This is a genomic window from Enterobacter cloacae complex sp. 2015409 (genome assembly GCF_041365315.1).
GTDB lineage: Bacteria > Pseudomonadota > Gammaproteobacteria > Enterobacterales > Enterobacteriaceae > Enterobacter > Enterobacter pseudoroggenkampii.
The window spans coordinates 172,053-189,512 of sequence record NZ_JBFTVM010000003.1 but is presented as its reverse complement, the minus strand read 5'-3'; the positions used below and the strand labels follow the sequence as shown (position 1 = coordinate 189,512).

The following is a 17,460-nucleotide window of genomic DNA, read 5'->3' as shown; positions in this document are numbered from 1 at the left end:
CGGGTGGCGTTACGCTACCCGGCAGTTTTTTATCGGTGAAACTCCGCCACCGTCATGGTGAAGCGAAGCACGGTATCGCTTTCATTGGCGTAGCCGTGCGACGCTTCCGTTTTCGCCACCGCCGACGCACCAGCGTTAACCTGGGTCACCGTCTCATCCACCGTCAGCGTTAACACGCCCTCGTTTACGTGCAGCAGCTCAAAGGTTCCCGCCGGGTGCCCCGGAGAGGTAAAACGTTCTCCCGGCTGCATCTCCCACTGCCATAACTCAATCATGTCAGGTCCCGCGGTACCCGCCAGCAGTCTGGCGCGTCCACCCAGCGCGCCCTGCCACAGCACCGGAATCGCCTCTTCTTCGATAACATGTACCAGCGGCTCGCTGGAGACGTTGACGATATCCGCCACGGAGATGCCGAGCGCGGCGGCAAGCTTGCACAAAATGGCGATGCTGGGATTGGCTGCGCCCTTTTCGATCTCCACCAGCATCCCTTTGCTGACGCTGGCGCGGCGGGACAGCTCGTCCAGCGACAGCTTTTTCTCTTTACGCCAGTTGCGGATGCGGTTCGCCACGGCCAGGCTTACCTGGGCAACATCGGCACCCGAATCAGTCATTATATTGACTTTATCAGTCATTGGTCACTACCATGGTATAAAACAGTCAATACAGGATTATTTATGTCTCTCGTTACGCCGTCAATAGATTCGCGTCTTGCCGGGATTGCCCCAGGCTTTCGGGCGCTGAGCATTCTGGTTGAAGCTGCGCCGATTACTCACCCGGAGGTAGCGCCCGCCGCGCTGGCGCAGGCCTGCCAGCAGATGTTGAATGATGATGTGCCGTGGGCTGATGCACACCTTTCAGACTGGGATGAGGTGTTTAAAGCCTTCGGTGCGAAACCGAAACGCACGCCCTGCTCGGCGACCGCCCTGCGTAAGCGGGTGCTGAAAGACGGTTCGCTGCCGTCGCTGGATCCGGTGGTGGATATCTATAACGCAGTGAGCATTCGCTATGCCATTCCGGTGGGTGGGGAAAATCTCGCGGCGTACTCGGGTGCGCCGCGTCTGACGCTGGCCGACGGCAGCGAGCCGTTTGATACTTTAAAAGAGGGACAACCAGTGGTGGAACATCCGGAACCAGGCGAAGTTATCTGGCGCGACAATCTCGGCGTCACCTGCCGCCGCTGGAACTGGCGACAGGGGGTGCGTACCCGTCTGGACAGCCAGGCGCAATCTATGTGGTTTATTCTTGAAAGCCTGCCGTCGATGCCGCTTGCGGCACTGGAAGAGGCGGGAGAAGAGCTGGTCAACAACCTGCAGCGGCTGATGCCGGGGGCCACGGCTCAGGTTAAGATGCTGACGCTGTAAGAGGACAACACGATGTTTCACGGATTAAGCGCTTTTCCGTTAACCCCCCTGAAAGAGGGGACGTTTGACGAGCAGTCCTTCATTAATCTTCTGCGCCCCATGGTCGACGCTGGCGTGGATTCTCTGGGCATTCTCGGCTCAACGGGAAGCTATGCCTATCTTACCGTAGAAGAGCGCGGTCGGGTCGCACGCTGCGCGGTGGCGCATGCTGATGACATTCCGGTCATCGTCAGCATTGGCGCATTACGGCTGGACGATATTCTGCGTCTGGCTGACGACGCGCAATCGGCAGGTGTCTCCGGCTTGCTGCTGGCGCCCGTGTCGTACCAGCGATTAACGGAAGACGAAGTGTTTAATCTCTATGAAACGGTGACCCGCCAGATCTCCGTACCGCTGTGCATTTACGATAATCCCGCCACGACCGGTTTTTCGTTTAGCGATGCATTGTTATTTGCCGTCGCGGCCCTGCCGAATATAGGCTCCATAAAGCTTGGCCGCGTGCCGGAGGACCTGTCGCAGGTACGGGCTCGTCTTCCTGATACCGTCACGCTGGGTATCGCCGGCGACTGGCGAGCGGCCTCCGCCCTGCATGCCGGGTTTGACGTCTGGTACTCGGTGCTCGGCGGATTGTTCCCGCAAACAGCGCTGGCGATTGCGCGTTCGAAAGAGACGGCACACTCCGAGCGGCTGGAGCCGCTGTGGGAATTGTTCCGTCGATACGGCAGCTTGCGGGTGGTAGCGGCAGCGGCAGAAATGCTGGGGAAAGTGGAAACACCCGCGCTCCCCTTCCCGCTTCAGGCTATTCAGGGTGAGCCGCGCGAAGCGCTTGCTGCGATACTTGCGGATCTGGTGCTGGCCTGAACAATGCCGGGTGGCGCTAACGCTTACCCGGCCTACAAAATCAACACAACCTCTTACCCGTACCGTTACTCCGGCAACAACCCCACAAAACTGCGTTTCTTACGTGGCTCCGACATCAATTCCTCAAGCTTATCCACGCACGCCAGATAGTGCGGCGTTTGCTTATGCGCCAGCACCGCCTCTTCGTCTTTGTAGGCTTCGTAGATAAAGAACCGGGTTTTCACCCTCGGGTCCTGCAATACGTCAAAGCGCAGGTTTCCCGGCTCCTTGATTGCCCCCTCGTGGTTGGCGCGGAATACCTCCAGAAACTCGTCCACCCGCTCGGGCTTAATGTTGATTTCAACCAGCGTCACGTTCATTTTGCTTCTCCCTGTTTCTCTTCCTGCCAGAACTGGAACGCATCGCGGGCGTTCCAGTTCTCGTGAACCACTTTTTTCACCGCCTTCAGCATGGCGAGCGGCGCGCTGGACTGGAAGATGTTGCGCCCCATGTCCACGCCGGATGCCCCCTGATCTATCGCACGCCAGCACATCTCCAGCGCCTCGTGCTCCGGCAGCTTTTTGCCCCCGGCGATCACAATCGGCACCGGGCAGCTGGCGGTCACTTTTTCAAAGCCTTCGTCCACGTAGTAGGTTTTGACGAACTGCGCCCCCATTTCAGCGGCGATGCGGCTGGCGAGCGAGAAATAGCGCGCGTCACGCGACATCTCTTTACCGACCCCCGTCACCGCCAGCGTCGGCATGCCGTAGCGCGCGCCCGCATCGACAAGCTTGATGATGTTGTTGATCGACTGATGCTCAAACTCACTGCCGATGTACACCTGCGCCGCCACCGCGCAGACGTTCAGGCGCAGCGCGTCCTCCATCGCCACCGCCACGCACTCGTTCGACAGCTCGCCAAGAATCGAATTACCGCCGGAGGCGCGCAGCACCACCGGTTTGTTCGTCGCGGCGGGCACCTGGCTCCTGAGGATGCCGCGGGTGCACATCAGCACGTCGGTTTCACCAAACAGCGGCGCGATGGAGAGATCGATACGCTCAAGGCCGGTGGTCGGCCCCTGAAAGTAGCCGTGGTCAAAGGCAAGCATCACCGTACGGTTGCTCTTAGGGTTGAAGATGCGTGCCAGGCGGGACTGCATGCCCCAGTCCAGCGAGCCGCAGCCCTTCAGCGTGAACGGCACGTTGACCTGCGGCGTGCCGATGCCAAAATCCTTACCGTCTTTGATATCGTCTAAATCAGCCATTTGCTCCCCCGTCAGAAATCGTATTTGCTGATGTTCTCTTTGGTGAACACCACCCGCTCCGGCAGCAGCACGATGCCGTTGCCCTTCGCCTCATACTGGTAGCCCTGCACGCTGTTCGGCTCGACCTTCAGCGCCCCGATATTTTTTACGTCCACGCTGTCGCCGACGTTAAGATCGCCTTTTTTCAGCAAACGATCGGCGACATTGACCGCAATTTTGCCCTGTTGTACGACATCCCACAGGCCGAAGGCTTTTACCGTGCCGCGCTCAACGTACGGGCGCATCACGTTCGGCGTACTGAACCCGACAATCGCCACCCCTTCGCGCTTCAGGTTTTCCGCCGCCTGCGCCGCGGCCGGCAGCGCGTTGGCGTCCGGGGCGATGATCGCATCCAGATCCGGATACGCTTTTAAGATCCCTTCGGCGGTTTGCAAAGATTTGGTGGCGTCGTTATAGCCAAACTGGGTGGTGACGACCTGCCACTGGGGATGATCTTTCTCGATTTTGGCCTTCGCCTCTTTCACCCACTGGTTCTGGTCGGTGACGGTGGGGCTGGAGTAGAAGAACGCCACTTTGGCATTCGGTTTGGTGACCTGCTTGCCCGCCATCTCCACCAGCAGGCCGCCCAGCTGTTCCGGCGTTCCCTGGTTGATATAGATGCTGCGGCACTCCGGTTTGGTGTCGGAGTCCCAGGTCAGGACCTTGACGCCGCGCTGCATCGCGCGCTTGAGCGCCGGGCAGAGGCCGTCCGGCGACACGGCGGAGACGATGATGGCGTTATAGCCCTGGTTGACGAAGTTATTGATCAGCTGCACCTGGCCGGAGACGCTCGGCTCGGTCGGGCCGTCGTAGGTGACGTCCACCCCAAGATCTTTCCCCGCCTCTTTCGCGCCGTTGCCGCCGCTGGTGAAGAAGCCCACGCCCACCAGCTTCGGGATAAAGGCAATGCGATCCGCCGCCTGCGCCGAAGCGAAGCCGAGGGCCATTGCCAGGACGAACAGTTTTGTTTTCATCTTACGCTCCGGATAGTTTTCTAAAGAGAGATCGCACCCATTCACGGTGCAGACTCAGCGAACGTCCCATCACCACCACAACCAGCAGCGCCCCTGACAGCGCGCTCGACACCTGGTTAGGTATGCCGACCATCTGTAAACCCTGCTGCAGGTAGCCCACCAGCAGCGCCGCCAGCGCCGTACCGACAACCGAACCTGACCCGCCGTAGATATTGGCCCCGCCGAGTACGGCGGCGGTGAGCGCTGGCATCAGCAAATCGCGCCCCAGATCCGACCGCGCGGAGCCGAAATAGGAGACCATCACCAGCGCGGCAACCGCCGAGGCCACGCCCACCAGGCCGTACAGCGCATAGGGCATGCCGTTCACCGACAGCGCCGCATAGCGCGCCGCGCGAGGATTCTGGCCGATTAAAAACAGGTGACGACCAAAGCGCCCGCGGTGGGTAATCAGCCAGAAAAAAAACGTAATCACCGCGAACAGCACCAGCGGGATCGGCAAGCCCAACACCGTGAGGTTAGCAAACGCCGTGAAGCTGTCCGGGAAGCCGCCGATGCCCTCGTAGCCCGTGGCTCCCGCCATGCCGGAGAGCAGCAGCGCCCCGCCGCCGTAGAGGTAGAGCGTGCCAAGGGTAATCACCAGCGGGCTGATGCCGGTGTAGTGGATCAGCGCCGCGTTTACCAGCCCGCACAGCAGTCCCAGCAGCAGCGTCAGCGGAATCGCGACCGCCATCGGCCACCCGGCCTGCATCATCACCCCCAGCGCAATGGCGCAAAGGCCAATGGTTGAGCCCAGCGAAATGTCGATCCCGCCGCTGATGATCACCAGCGTCAGCGGCAGCGCCACAATGCCGATGCAGATGAAGTCGCTGGTGCTGAACAGCAGCATGTTGATGTCGAGCATGCGCGGGTTGATGGCGCCGAAGAGCAGGATCTCCAGCACCAGCAAAATGAGCAGCGCGCTTTCCCAGTTAAGCCTCATTTACGCCACCTCTTTTTTGCTTTTGGGAAACGGGGTGACGTGCTTTCCCCCTCTGTTACCCGGCTGGAAGCGACCGTACTTCAGCGCCCGCTGATGGCGCGCCAGCGCCTGACGCAGACGCCCGTCGAGCACCAGGACGCCCAGCAGCACCAGCCCGGCGATAAAGTCGTTCCACCAGGCCGGGAGCCTGAACAGCACCAGCACGGTGTCGATTTGCGTCAGGAAAAACGCGCCGAGCAGCGCGCCGAGCAGCGTGCCCGTGCCGCCCAGCAGCGAAATACCGCCGAGCACGCAGGCGGCGATGGCCTTCATCTCCAGCCCGCTGCCGGTCTGGTTGGGCACAAAACCAATCTGCGCGGCAAAGACGATCCCGGCGCAGGCCGCCAGCACGCCGTTGAGGGTAAAGGCGATCATGCGGGTGCGGTTCACCGCCACGCCCAGCTGCCGCGCGGCGGCGAGGTTATCGCCCACGGCGTAAAAATCACGCCCGAACGCGGTGCGCGACAGCGTCCACGCGCCGGTGACCACGATAATCAACACCACCATGCCAAGGGGCGACACGCCGATGGCCGCAGGCTCAGAGAGGGATTTCAACCCCGGCGGCAGCCCTTCAATCCACTTTCCGCCCGTCCAGAGCAGCATCGCTCCACGGTACAGCCCCAGCGTGCCGAGGGTGGCGACAATCGCCGGGATGCGCAGCCCCACCACCAGAAACCCGTTGAATACCCCGGCCAGCGCGCCAACCGTGAGCGCGAAGAGGATGGAAACCGGCAGGCTGTAGCCGCTGTTGAGCGCCACGCCGACGGCGATGGCGGACAGCCCGACGATGGAGCCGACGGAAACGTCGATATTGCGGGTCAGCATCACCAGCGCCGCGCCGATGGCCAGCAGGATCAGGATCTGCGAGCTGGCGAAGATCATCCCCAGCGTCTGCAAACTCAGGTAGGACGGATTGAGCGCCACCAGCACGGCGAACAGAGCCAGAATGGCGAGAAACGCGCTCAGCTCGCGGTTTTTCAGTAAGGTCTTCATGCTTGCCCTCCGAACGCCAGCGCCATCATTCTGTCGAGGCTGACGGCATGGCGCGGCAGCTCGCCGCTGAGCACGCCCTGGTGCATCACCAGCACGCGGTCCGCGAGGCCCGGAAACTCATCGAGATCGCTTGAGATCATCAGCACCGCCACGTTCTGCGCCGCCACGCTTTTGATCAGCTGGTAGATGTCGGCGCGCGCCGAGACGTCCACGCCGCGCGTCGGTTCATCGACGATCAGCAGCAAAGGGTTGGCCTCCAGGCAGCGCGCCAGCAGCACCTTCTGCTGGTTACCGCCGGAGAGCGTGCGCACGGTTTGATCCGCATGGTTGAGCTTGATCCCCAGCGCCCGGTGATAGCGTTCCACCACCGCCGACTCCCGCTTGCGCTGCTGCCAGAGCGACGGCTCGTTCAGCGCCACGGTGTTCCAGCGGATCGGCGCGTCGAGGAACAGGCCGGACACCTGCCGGTCTTCCGGCAGGTAGACCAGCCCTTTTTCCAGGCGTGAACTTACCGGATCGCCGGTGATCTCCTGGTTCTCCAGCCAGACGCGGCCCCCGCGCACGGGCCGCAGGCCGTAGAGCGTTTCCGCAAACTCGGTGCGTCCGGATCCCACCAGCCCTGCCAGGCCAACGATCTCCCCGGCATAGATCTCAAGACTGAGATCGATAAAGCCTTCCCCGGTAAGATCGTCAACGCGCAGCACCGGGAAATCCTGCGGCTGGGTACGGCGATTGCCCGGGAGCGCCAGCCACAGCTTTTGCGTATCGCTGAGGGATTTCTCCCGGCTTACTGGCGTCATGGCGGCGATCAGGGCGCTATCGTCAAACTGCGCGGTTTCGCCGCTCAGCACCACCGCGCCGTCGCGCATCACCGAGACATGGCTTGAAAGCATGCGAATTTCCGGCAGCTTATGGGAGATAAAAACAATCCCGACGCCGAGTGTCTGCAGGGCGCGGATCTGGCGGAACAGCCGTTCGGTTTCGCCCGGCGTGAGGGAGGCCGTAGGTTCGTCGAGGATCAGGATCCGGGCGTTGCGCATTAATCCGCGCAGGATCTCCAACATCTGCTGATCCGCCACTTCCAGAGTGCTGGCGGCGGCGTCGAGGTTAAGCTGGCACTGCAGCTGCTGGAGTTTCTCCGCCAGGCACTTTTCAAGATCGCGCTCGCGCGGCAGACGGAACAGGATGTTTTCCCGCACCGTCAGGTTGGGGAACAGCAGCGGCTCCTGCGGCACGAGATAAATGCCAAGCCTGTGCGCCTGAACGGGCGTCAGCCGCGCATATGACTGCCCCTCGACAGAAAGTTCACCGCTGTCAGGCGTTTCGACCCCGGCGATGATTTTCATCAGCGTCGATTTTCCCGCGCCGTTTCCGCCCATCAGGGCGTGCACCTGGCCCGCAAGCAGCGTGAAATCAATGCCTTTAAGAACCGGCACGCCTGAGAACTGCTTGCTGATATTCCGCGCGTCGAGAAGTGAGGTCATCATCGCTCCGCTATTGAACAAATGATTTTTAGATTTAATAATGTTCAAAAGCGTAGACGGTGAACTATATTTACAACCGTGCAGGGATCACAGTTTTATCGATTGAGATTCAGATAAACCAGAAACGATCGAAATGATCCGTTTTGTCGCGTGGCTCACACTTTCCCTTCGCGCCATCACGAACATATGATCTAAATTTTTATAAGAGTTCAACTATGAGCGATAAACGCACTGCGGAAGAAGGACGGTTTGCCGGGCTGGCACTGGCGGAAGAGGAGCTGGTGGCGCGCGTGGCCTGGTGCTACTACCACGATGGGCTGACCCAGAACGATATCGGCGAGCGGCTCGGGCTGCCGCGATTAAAAATCTCCCGCCTGCTGGAGAAGGGCCGTCAGTCCGGGGTGATCCGCGTGCAGATCAACTCCCGCTACGAGGGCTGCCTGGCGCTGGAAACCGAGCTACAGCAGCGCTTTGACCTGAAGCTGGTGCGCGTGATGCCCGCCCTGAATACGCCGCCGATGAACGTGCGGCTGGGCATTGGCGCGGCGCAGTCGCTGATGGGCGTACTGGAGCCCGGCCAGCTGCTGGCGGTGGGGTTTGGTGAAACCACCATGAGCAGCCTGCAGCACCTGAGCGGCTTTATCAGCTCGCAGCAGATCCGCCTGGTGACGCTCTCCGGCGGCGTCGGGCCGTATATGACCGGTATCGGCCAGCTGGACGCGGCATGCAGTGTCAGCATGATCCCCGCCCCGCTTCGCGTGTCATCCGCCGAGGTGGCCGGGATCTTAAAACGTGAAACCAGCGTGCGGGACGTAATCCTCGCCGCCACCGCTGCCGACGTGGCGGTGGTCGGCATTGGGTCGGTGAACCAGCGCCGTGACGCCACGATACTGCGATCCGGCTATATCAGCGAAGGTGAACAGCTGATGTACGCCCGCAAAGGCGCGGTCGGCGACATTCTCGGCTATTTCCTCAATGCCGAAGGGGAGTGCGTCGAGGAACTGGAGATCCATAAAGAATTACTCGGCGTCTCGCTTGATGAGCTGGCGCAGCTGCCCACCATCGTTGGCGTGGCCGGAGGGGAAGAGAAAGCCGATGCGATTTATGCCGCACTGAAGGGTCGCCGTATCAATGGCCTGGTGACGGAGGAGACGACAGCCCGCGCGGTGCTGGCTCTGGCCAAGTGAGAGCCCGCCCTGCGCTAACAGCGAGGCAAGCTCATGAGTTACCTTTTAGCGTTAGATGCAGGGACCGGCAGCGTTCGCGCCGTGATTTTCGATTTGCAGGGCAACCAGATTGCCGTCGGCCAGGCCGAGTGGAAGCACCTGAACGTAGAGAACGTGCCGGGGTCGATGGAGTTCGACCTCGACACCAACTGGCGGCTGGCCTGCCAGTGCATTCATCAGGCGCTGTCGCGCGCGAATCTGGGCGCGGCGGATATTCAGTCCGTTGCATGCTGCTCCATGCGCGAAGGGATAGTGCTGTATGACCGCAACGGCGAGGCCATCTGGGCCTGCGCCAACGTTGACGCCCGCGCCAGCCGCGAGGTGGCCGAACTCAAAGAGATCCACGACTACCGTTTTGAATCCGAAGTGTATGACGTTTCCGGGCAGACGCTGGCGCTGAGCGCCATGCCGCGCCTGCTGTGGCTGGCACACCATCGCCCGGATATTTACCGCAAGGCCGCGACCATCACCATGATCAGCGACTGGCTGGCGGCGAAGCTCTCCGGCGAGCTGGCGGTCGACCCGTCTAACGCGGGCACCACCGGCATGCTGGATCTCTTCTCCCGCGACTGGCGTCCGGCGCTGCTCGACATGGCCGGGCTGCGCGCCGATATTCTCTCCCCGGTGAAAGAGACCGGCACCGTGCTGGGCGCTATCACCAAAGAGGCCGCGCAGCAAAGCGGCCTGCGCGAAGGCACGCCGGTCGTCATGGGCGGCGGCGACGTACAGCTGGGCTGTCTGGGGCTGGGCGTAGTTCGCGCCGGGCAGACGGCGGTGCTGGGCGGCACCTTCTGGCAGCAGGTGGTGAACCTGCCGCAGGTGCGCACCGACCCCGAGATGAACATCCGCGTCAACCCGCACGTTATCCCCGGCATGGCGCAGGCGGAGTCGATCAGCTTTTTTACCGGGCTGACCATGCGCTGGTTCCGCGACGCCTTCTGCGCGGAGGAAAAGCTGATTGCCGAGCGGATGGGGATGGACACCTACTCCCTGCTGGAAGAGATGGCCAGCCGCGTGCCGGCGGGTTCACACGGGGTGATGCCGATCTTCTCCGACGCCATGCATTTTAAGCAGTGGTACCACGCCGCGCCGTCGTTTATTAACCTCTCCATCGACCCGGAAAAGTGCAACAAAGCGACGCTGTTCCGCGCGCTGGAAGAGAACGCGGCGATCGTCTCGGCCTGCAACCTGGCGCAGATTTCGCGCTTCTCCGGCGTGACGTTTGAGAGCCTGGTGTTTGCCGGTGGCGGTTCGAAAGGCGCGCTGTGGAGCCAGATCCTCAGCGACGTCACCGGCCTGCCGGTGCGCGTGCCGGAAGTAAAGGAGGCGACGGCGCTCGGCTGCGCCATTGCGGCAGGCGTTGGCGCGGGGCTGTTTGCCGATATGGCCTCGACGGGCGAGCGGCTGGTGAAATGGAGCCGCGAGTTCACGCCAAACCCGGTACATCGCGAGCTGTACGACGGCATGATGAAGAAATGGCAGGCGGTGTACGCCGACCAGCTTGGGCTGGTGGACAGCGGGCTGACGACGTCGATGTGGCAGGCACCGGGGCTGGTGCGGGCAGCGGCGCCGTAAATAACGCCGGATGGCGCTACGCTTATCTGTCCTGGGGTTTTGTAGCCCCGGTAAGCGCAGCGCCACCGGGGAAGTTCTTTGAGATCTATCACAATCATTCGATCCCGCTTTTACCTTTCCGCTGCCGCTGGCTAAATTAGTAACTCATCCGACCACATAACAATAATTTTACACTGGAAGAGACTATGAGCCGCTACCCGTCGTTATTCGCCCCTCTCGATCTGGGGTTCACCACACTCAAAAACCGCGTGTTGATGGGGTCGATGCACACCGGGCTGGAGGAGCACCCGGACGGGGCCGAGCGTCTGGCGGCTTTCTATGCCGAGCGCGCACGCCACGGGGTGGCGCTGATCGTCACCGGCGGCGTGGCCCCTGCCCCTTCCGGCGTGGGCATGGAGGGCGGCGCGGTCCTGAACGATGCGTCACAGCTGCCGCACCACCGCATTGTGACCGACGCGGTACACCGCGAGGGCGGCAAAATCGCCCTGCAAATTCTGCACACCGGACGCTACAGCTATCAGCCGAATCTGGTCGCGCCATCGGCTCTTCAGGCACCGATTAACCGTTTTAAACCTCACGCCCTCACCCACGACGAGATCCTGGCGTTGATTGACGACTTCGCCCGCTGCGCGGCGCTGGCGCGCGAGGCGGGCTACGACGGCGTTGAGGTGATGGGCTCAGAAGGCTACCTGATCAACGAGTTTCTCGCCGCCCGCACCAACCACCGTGAAGACGAATGGGGCGGCGACTATGCCCGCCGGATGCGCTTTGCCGTAGAGGTGGTGCGCGCGGTGCGCGAACGTGCAGGGGCTGATTTTATTATCGTCTTCCGCCTGTCGATGCTCGACCTGGTGGAAGGCGGCGGAACGTTCGATGAAACCGTGCAGCTGGCGCAGGCGATTGAAGCCGCAGGTGCCACCATTATCAACACCGGCATCGGCTGGCACGAGGCGCGCATCCCGACCATCGCCACGCCGGTGCCGCGCGCGGCGTTCAGCTGGGTGACGCGCAGGCTGAAAGGGAAAGTGTCTGTTCCGCTGGTCACCACCAACCGCATTAACGATCCGCAGGTGGCGGACGATGTGATTTCACGCGGCGACGCCGACATGGTCTCAATGGCGCGGCCGTTCCTTGCCGATGCCGAGCTGCTGTCCAAAGCGCAAAGCGGCCGTGCGGATGAAATCAACACCTGCATCGGCTGTAACCAGGCCTGCCTGGATCAGATCTTCGTCGGCAAGGTCACCTCATGCCTGGTTAACCCGCGCGCCTGCCACGAAACCAAAATGCCGGTGATCCCGGCGATAGCGAAAAAACGCCTGGCGGTTGTCGGCGCAGGGCCTGCGGGCCTGTCGTTTGCGGTCAATGCCGCCTCGCGCGGGCACAGCGTGACGCTGTTTGATGCGCTCGGGGAGATTGGCGGACAGTTTAATATCGCCAAACAGATCCCCGGCAAAGAGGAATTCTACGAAACGCTGCGCTACTACCGCCGGATGATCGAGCTGACGGGCGTCGAGCTGCGGCTTAACCAGTTTGTCCGCGCGGCGGATCTGACTGATTTCGATGAGGTGATCCTGGCGAGCGGGATCGTACCGCGCACACCTGCGATCGAGGGTATCGATCATCCGAAGGTGTTGAGCTATCTGGATGTATTGCGAGACAAAACGCCGGTTGGCGAGAAGGTGGCGATTATCGGCTGCGGCGGGATCGGCTTTGATACCGCCATGTATTTAAGCCAGCCGGGCGAGGCCACCAGCCAGAATATCGCCGAGTTTTGCGTCGAATGGGGCATTGATACCAGCCTCAGCCAGTCCGGCGGCCTGCGCCCCGAAGGGCCGCAGCTGCCGAAAAGTCCGCGCCAGATCATGATGCTGCAGCGTAAAGCCAGCAAGCCGGGCGAAGGGCTGGGTAAAACCACGGGCTGGATCCACCGCGCCACCCTGCTCTCGCGCGGGGTGAAGATGATCCCGGCAGTGAGCTATGAGAAGATCGACGACGAGGGTCTGCACGTCACGATCGGCGGCGAACCGCAGCTGCTGCGCGTGGATCATGTCGTTTTATGTGCCGGGCAGGAGCCAAAGCGCGATCTGGCGGATCCGCTGCGCGAAGCCGGTAAAACGGTGCATCTGATTGGCGGGTGCGACGTGGCGATGGAGCTGGACGCGCGGCGCGCGATTGCGCAGGGGACGAAATTAGCTCTGATGATCTAGAACATTGCCGGGCAGCGGGGTAAAAGCAAAACGGCAACCCAGTTGCCGTTTTTAATGTTTGCTCCCTCTCCCTGTGGGAGAGGGTCGGGGTGAGGGCATCAGGCCGCACATACCCAATCTTAACGACGACGTCCCAGCTTCACCGACTTCAGCACCACAAACTTATTGTTGGTCGCAATGGTGACGCAGTTGCCGAAAATCTTCTTCAGCTTGTGGAAGTAGTCCAGGTGGCGGTTCGCCACGATGTACAGCTCGCCGTTGATTTTCAGGCAGCGGCGCGCGTGGTGGAACATTTCCCACGCAACGTTATCCGTCAGGGCGTGCTTCTGGTGGAACGGCGGGTTACAGAACACCGCGTTGAAGCGGAACGGCTCTACGCCAGACAGCGCGTTGTTGATCATAAACTCGCAGCGGTCCAGCGCTTCCGGCATGTTGGTTTCCACGTTCAGACGGCTGGAGGCCACCGCCATCGGCGACTCGTCGCTGAACACCACGCTGGCTTCCGGGTTCTTCGCCAGCAGCGTCAGGCCAATCACGCCATTACCGCAGCCCAGGTCGACAATCTCACCTTCCAGATTTTCCGGCAGATGTTCCATAAAGAAGCGCGCGCCGATATCCAGACCGGTGCGGGAGAAGACGTTCGCGTGGTTATGGATGGTCCAGTCAGTCCCTTCCAGCTTCCAGCTCAGCGTTTCTGGCGCGTCGGCCAGCTCCGGTGCGCTGAAGGTGCAGTTGATCAGGCGCGCTTTTTTCCAGGCCAGCGTGGTGGTGGTCGGGCCGAGGACTTTCTCGAACAGCTCCAGCGTCGAAGTATGAATATCGCGCGCTTTGGCACCCGCGATGATGCGCGTATCCGGCGTCACGACCTTACGCAGCGCGCGCAGCTGCTGCTCCAGCAGCGCCATGGTTTTTGGCACTTTGATCAGCACCACGCCGGGCGCCTGCGGGTAGTCCGAGGTGCTGTCGAGAAACTTCACGCTGGACTCTTCGATGTCGTTATGGCGCAGGTTTTCACGCGTCGCCAGCTCGCTCAGGTAGGAATCGCCGATGCTGTATGGCGTGTGCTCCGCCAGGGCGCATCCCAGCGCGCCAAACGCGTCATTCAGGATCAAAACCGGGCCGCGGATTTCAGTGTCATCCAACTGCTGCAGCAGATATTCATCCGCTGCTTCCCACGCCTGAAGCGGGTTAACGTCGTCCGTTTCCGGGAAACGTTTAAGGTTGAGTGAACGGAAACCGTTGTCTAAGTGGCTCATCGGCCCTCCTGAATGGTAAAATTTGGCGTATCCCTGAAAAGGGTGCGTGAGTATATACCCAAAATCATTCAAGTTGTATCAAGGCGGCAAGTCTGAGAATCCCCAGGAGCTTACACAAGTAAGTGACTGGGGTGAGCAGACGCAGCCAACGCAGAGACAACGTGAAGGATGAAGGGTATACCCTTTTTCGCATTAATTTGGGCTCTTGATGAACCAACTTACTTATCTCCAGGGCTACCCGGAGCATTTACTGACTCAGGTTCGCAGCCTGATTGCCGAGCAGAAGCTGGGCGCGGTGCTGGAAAAACGCTACCCCGGCACCCACGATTTCGCGACCGATAAGGCCCTCTGGCAGTATACGCAGGATCTGAAAAACCGGTATCTGAAGAGCGCCCCGCCGATCAACAAGGTGATGTACGACAACAAGATCCACGTGCTGAAAAACGCGCTCGGCCTGCACACCGCCGTTTCCCGCGTGCAGGGCGGCAAGCTGAAGGCGAAGGCCGAAATCCGCGTCGCGACGGTTTTCCGCAATGCGCCGGAAGCCTTTCTGCGGATGATCGTCGTCCATGAGCTGGCACACCTGAAAGAGAAAGAGCACGACAAAGCGTTCTATTCCCTGTGCTGCCACATGGAGCCGCAGTACCACCAGCTGGAGTTTGATACCCGTCTGTGGCTTACGCATTTATCGTTAAAAGGTAATGCGGAATAGCGCACGCGAATTGTCATGATGACGTGCTACAGTGGCTAAAGGTTCCCCGCTACGGAGTACGTAAACGTTTATGATACGTTTCGCAGTCATTGGAACGAACTGGATCACGCGCCAGTTCGTCGACGCCGCCCACGAAACCGGCAAACTGAAACTTACCGCAGTCTATTCCCGCAGCCTTGAGCAGGCGCAGAGTTTTGCCAACGACTACCTCGTCGAGCATCTCTTCACCTCGCTTGATGAGATGGCGCAAAGCGACGCCATTGACGCGGTCTATATTGCCAGCCCGAACTCCCTGCACTTCCCGCAAACGAAGCTGTTCCTCAGCCATAAAAAGCATGTGATTTGCGAGAAGCCGCTGGCGTCGAACATCGATGAAGTCGAAGCCGCCATTGCGCTTGCCCGCGAAAACCAGGTGGTGCTGTTCGAAGCCTTCAAAACCGCCAGCCTGCCGAACTTCCTGCTGCTGCAGCAGTCCCTGCCGAAGGTGGGCAAAGTGCGCAAAGCGTTTATCAACTACTGCCAGTACTCGTCGCGCTACCAGCGCTATCTCGACGGCGAGAACCCGAACACCTTTAATCCGGCCTTCTCTAACGGCTCGATTATGGATATCGGTTTCTATTGCCTGGCCTCTGCCGTGGCCCTGTGGGGCGAGCCACACGGCGTCACGGCCACCGCCAGCCTGCTGGAGAGCGGCGTGGATGCGCACGGTGTCGCGGTGCTGGATTACGGTGATTTCAGCGTCACGCTGCAGCACTCCAAGGTGAGCGATTCAGTCCTGCCGAGCGAAATTCAGGGCGAAGCGGGCTCGCTGGTCATCGAGAAGATCTCCGAGTGCCAGAAGGTGAGCTTCGTGCCGCGCGGCGGCAAAGCCCAGGAGCTGACGCAGCCTCAGCATATAAACACTATGCTCTATGAGGCAGAGGTCTTCGCCCGTCTGGTGGAAGACAACGAAGTGAATCACCCAGGCCTTGCGGTGAGCCGCACCACGGCGAAGCTGCAAACGGAGATCCGCCGTCAGACCGGCGTGGTATTCCCGGCAGACGGCGTGAGCGCGGAAGCGATCGCGTAAAGCTGTGTAATGAAACGGCGCAGACCATTGACGAAACCAATGGTCTGACATATTTTGTTACCTGCAAAGGGGAGTAACTTCTTCGTCGGTGGATCGTCATTACGATGCGTGCAATACCGCATCCGGTCGCCGGGCAACCCTCGTGGTTGTAAGTGAGACCTTGCCGGAAGGCGAGGTCTATGCATAAAAAGCTAACGGCTATCGTCTTCTGACCATGGCCGTTTTTGTTTTTTTATGTGTAAGGAAAATAGTATGCATTCTGTCGGCACTCCCATGTTGTGGGGCGGATTCGCGGTTGTCGTGCTCATCATGCTGGCGATCGACCTCTTTTTACAGGGGCGTCGCGGCGCGCACGGCATGACCATGAAACAGGCTGCGGCCTGGTCGCTGGTGTGGGTCACCCTCTCCCTGCTCTTCTGTGCCGCCTTCTGGTGGTATCTGGCTTCGACCGAAGGCCGCGCGGTGGCCGCTCCTCAGGCCCTCGCCTTCCTCACCGGCTATCTGATTGAAAAAGCCCTGGCGGTCGATAACGTCTTTGTCTGGCTGATGCTGTTCAGCTACTTCGCCGTGCCTGCGGCCCTGCAGCGCCGCGTGCTGGTCTACGGCGTGCTGGGCGCGATTATCCTGCGTACCATCATGATCTTCGCCGGCAGCTGGCTGATTACCCAGTTCGAATGGCTGCTGTACGTCTTCGGCGCGTTCCTGCTGTTCACCGGAGTCAAAATGGCGCTGGCGAAAGAGGACGGCTCTGCGATTGGCGATCGCCCGCTGGTGAAGTGGATCCGTGGACACCTGCGCATGACCGACAAGATTGAGAGCGAGCACTTCTTCGTGCGCAAGAACGGCCTGCTGTTTGCCACCCCGCTGCTGCTGGTGCTGATTCTGGTTGAGCTAAGCGACGTGATTTTCGCCGTGGACAGCATTCCGGCCATTTTTGCGGTCACCACCGACCCGTTCATCGTCCTGACCTCAAACCTGTTCGCCATCCTCGGCCTGCGTGCGATGTACTTCCTGCTGGCAGGCGCGGCGGAGCGCTTCTCGATGCTGAAGTACGGTCTGTCGGTGATCCTGGTGTTTATCGGTATCAAAATGCTGATCGTCGATTTCTACCATATCCCGATCGCCATTTCGCTCGGCGTGGTGTTTGGCATTCTGATCGTGACGCTGATTATCAATACCTGGGTTAACCGCCAGCACGATAAGAAGCAGCAGGTGGAGTAAAACGTTCGGTGCGGGGTGATGCCCTCACCCCGGCCCTTTCCCACAGGGAGAGGGTGAACACACATTTGTAACGCAGTAGTTAAAAAACATGACGCACCACGTAAAATCCAGCATTTTACGCTTCCTTCCCAAGACACTTTCCCTATACTCGACCAGGCAAACATTTACTTACATCCGGACATAAATGTGACTAAGAGCACATCCGGGATGGAACGCAATTT

Annotated in this window: 16 protein-coding genes; 8 read left to right on the top strand and 8 right to left on the bottom strand. The window is 60.5% G+C overall.

Annotated features, from left to right (window positions below; translation table 11 throughout):
- Positions 1-29 precede the first annotated feature (29 nt).
- Positions 30-632 (bottom strand): helix-turn-helix domain-containing protein, encoded by a 603-nt coding sequence (locus ACDO57_RS16900; protein WP_048992625.1) that lies wholly within the window; start codon positions 630-632, stop codon positions 30-32.
- A 42-nt stretch (positions 633-674) separates the two neighbouring features.
- Here ACDO57_RS16900 and ACDO57_RS16895 point away from each other — a divergent pair, with 42 nt between their 5' ends.
- Positions 675-1,361 (top strand): B3/4 domain-containing protein, encoded by a 687-nt coding sequence (locus ACDO57_RS16895; protein ID WP_061716447.1) that lies wholly within the window; start codon positions 675-677, stop codon positions 1,359-1,361.
- Between the two features lie 12 nt (positions 1,362-1,373).
- Complete coding sequence (locus tag ACDO57_RS16890; RefSeq protein WP_370884296.1) at positions 1,374-2,222, top strand: dihydrodipicolinate synthase family protein; 849 nt, start codon at positions 1,374-1,376, stop codon at positions 2,220-2,222.
- A gap of 65 nt (positions 2,223-2,287) precedes the next feature.
- Here ACDO57_RS16890 and lsrG read toward each other — a convergent pair whose 3' ends face one another.
- Genes lsrG through lsrA form a run of 6 tightly spaced genes read right to left on the bottom strand, consistent with a single transcriptional unit; the run spans position 2,288 to position 7,973 of the window.
- Positions 2,288-2,581, bottom strand: a complete 294-nt coding sequence (lsrG, locus tag ACDO57_RS16885) for a (4S)-4-hydroxy-5-phosphonooxypentane-2,3-dione isomerase (protein WP_003862606.1) — start codon at positions 2,579-2,581, stop codon at positions 2,288-2,290.
- Positions 2,578-3,465: a 3-hydroxy-5-phosphonooxypentane-2,4-dione thiolase gene (gene lsrF, locus ACDO57_RS16880; RefSeq protein WP_370884295.1), complete on the bottom strand. Its 888-nt coding sequence runs from the start codon at positions 3,463-3,465 to the stop codon at positions 2,578-2,580. The genes lsrG and lsrF overlap by 4 nt, the downstream gene beginning before the upstream one ends.
- Before the next feature lie 11 nt (positions 3,466-3,476).
- The gene (gene lsrB, locus ACDO57_RS16875; protein WP_370884294.1) at positions 3,477-4,478 is read right to left on the bottom strand and encodes an autoinducer 2 ABC transporter substrate-binding protein LsrB; all 1,002 of its coding nucleotides are present in this window, start codon (positions 4,476-4,478) and stop codon (positions 3,477-3,479) included.
- A 1-nt stretch (position 4,479) separates the two neighbouring features.
- Positions 4,480-5,457 (bottom strand): autoinducer 2 ABC transporter permease LsrD, encoded by a 978-nt coding sequence (lsrD, locus tag ACDO57_RS16870; RefSeq protein WP_370884293.1) that lies wholly within the window; start codon positions 5,455-5,457, stop codon positions 4,480-4,482.
- Entirely contained in the window at positions 5,458-6,489 is a 1,032-nt protein-coding gene (gene lsrC, locus ACDO57_RS16865; RefSeq protein ID WP_370884292.1) for an autoinducer 2 ABC transporter permease LsrC, read from the bottom strand.
- Positions 6,486-7,973: an autoinducer 2 ABC transporter ATP-binding protein LsrA gene (lsrA, locus tag ACDO57_RS16860; protein ID WP_061716443.1), complete on the bottom strand. Its 1,488-nt coding sequence runs from the start codon at positions 7,971-7,973 to the stop codon at positions 6,486-6,488. Before lsrA ends, lsrC begins: the two co-directional genes overlap by 4 nt.
- A 215-nt stretch (positions 7,974-8,188) precedes the next feature.
- Between lsrA and lsrR the strand changes: the two genes are divergently transcribed.
- From lsrR to ACDO57_RS16845, 3 genes are all read left to right on the top strand, one after another.
- Positions 8,189-9,160, top strand: coding sequence for a transcriptional regulator LsrR (gene lsrR, locus ACDO57_RS16855; protein ID WP_024906415.1), 972 nt, complete (start codon positions 8,189-8,191; stop codon positions 9,158-9,160).
- A 33-nt stretch (positions 9,161-9,193) separates the two neighbouring features.
- Positions 9,194-10,774: an autoinducer-2 kinase gene (gene lsrK, locus ACDO57_RS16850; RefSeq protein WP_370884291.1), complete on the top strand. Its 1,581-nt coding sequence runs from the start codon at positions 9,194-9,196 to the stop codon at positions 10,772-10,774.
- A gap of 185 nt (positions 10,775-10,959) precedes the next feature.
- The gene (locus ACDO57_RS16845; protein WP_370884290.1) at positions 10,960-12,981 is read left to right on the top strand and encodes an FAD-dependent oxidoreductase; all 2,022 of its coding nucleotides are present in this window, start codon (positions 10,960-10,962) and stop codon (positions 12,979-12,981) included.
- 119 nt (positions 12,982-13,100) lie between these two features.
- On the opposite strand, the gene rlmG is transcribed toward ACDO57_RS16845, so the two are convergent.
- Positions 13,101-14,237 carry a 23S rRNA (guanine(1835)-N(2))-methyltransferase RlmG gene (gene rlmG / locus ACDO57_RS16840; protein WP_370884289.1) on the bottom strand — a complete coding sequence of 379 codons (1,137 nt, stop codon included), beginning with the start codon at positions 14,235-14,237 and terminating at the stop codon, positions 13,101-13,103.
- A gap of 208 nt (positions 14,238-14,445) precedes the next feature.
- Here rlmG and ACDO57_RS16835 point away from each other — a divergent pair, with 208 nt between their 5' ends.
- The 3 genes from ACDO57_RS16835 (at position 14,446) to ACDO57_RS16825 (ending at position 17,239) form a co-directional block, all read left to right on the top strand.
- Positions 14,446-14,949 (top strand): YgjP-like metallopeptidase domain-containing protein, encoded by a 504-nt coding sequence (locus ACDO57_RS16835; RefSeq protein WP_024906411.1) that lies wholly within the window; start codon positions 14,446-14,448, stop codon positions 14,947-14,949.
- 70 nt (positions 14,950-15,019) lie between these two features.
- Positions 15,020-16,018, top strand: coding sequence for a Gfo/Idh/MocA family protein (locus tag ACDO57_RS16830; RefSeq protein WP_370884288.1), 999 nt, complete (start codon positions 15,020-15,022; stop codon positions 16,016-16,018).
- A 252-nt stretch (positions 16,019-16,270) separates the two neighbouring features.
- On the top strand, positions 16,271-17,239 hold the full coding sequence (locus ACDO57_RS16825; RefSeq protein WP_370884287.1) for a TerC family protein: 969 nt from the start codon (positions 16,271-16,273) through the stop codon (positions 17,237-17,239).
- Positions 17,240-17,460 lie beyond the last annotated feature (221 nt).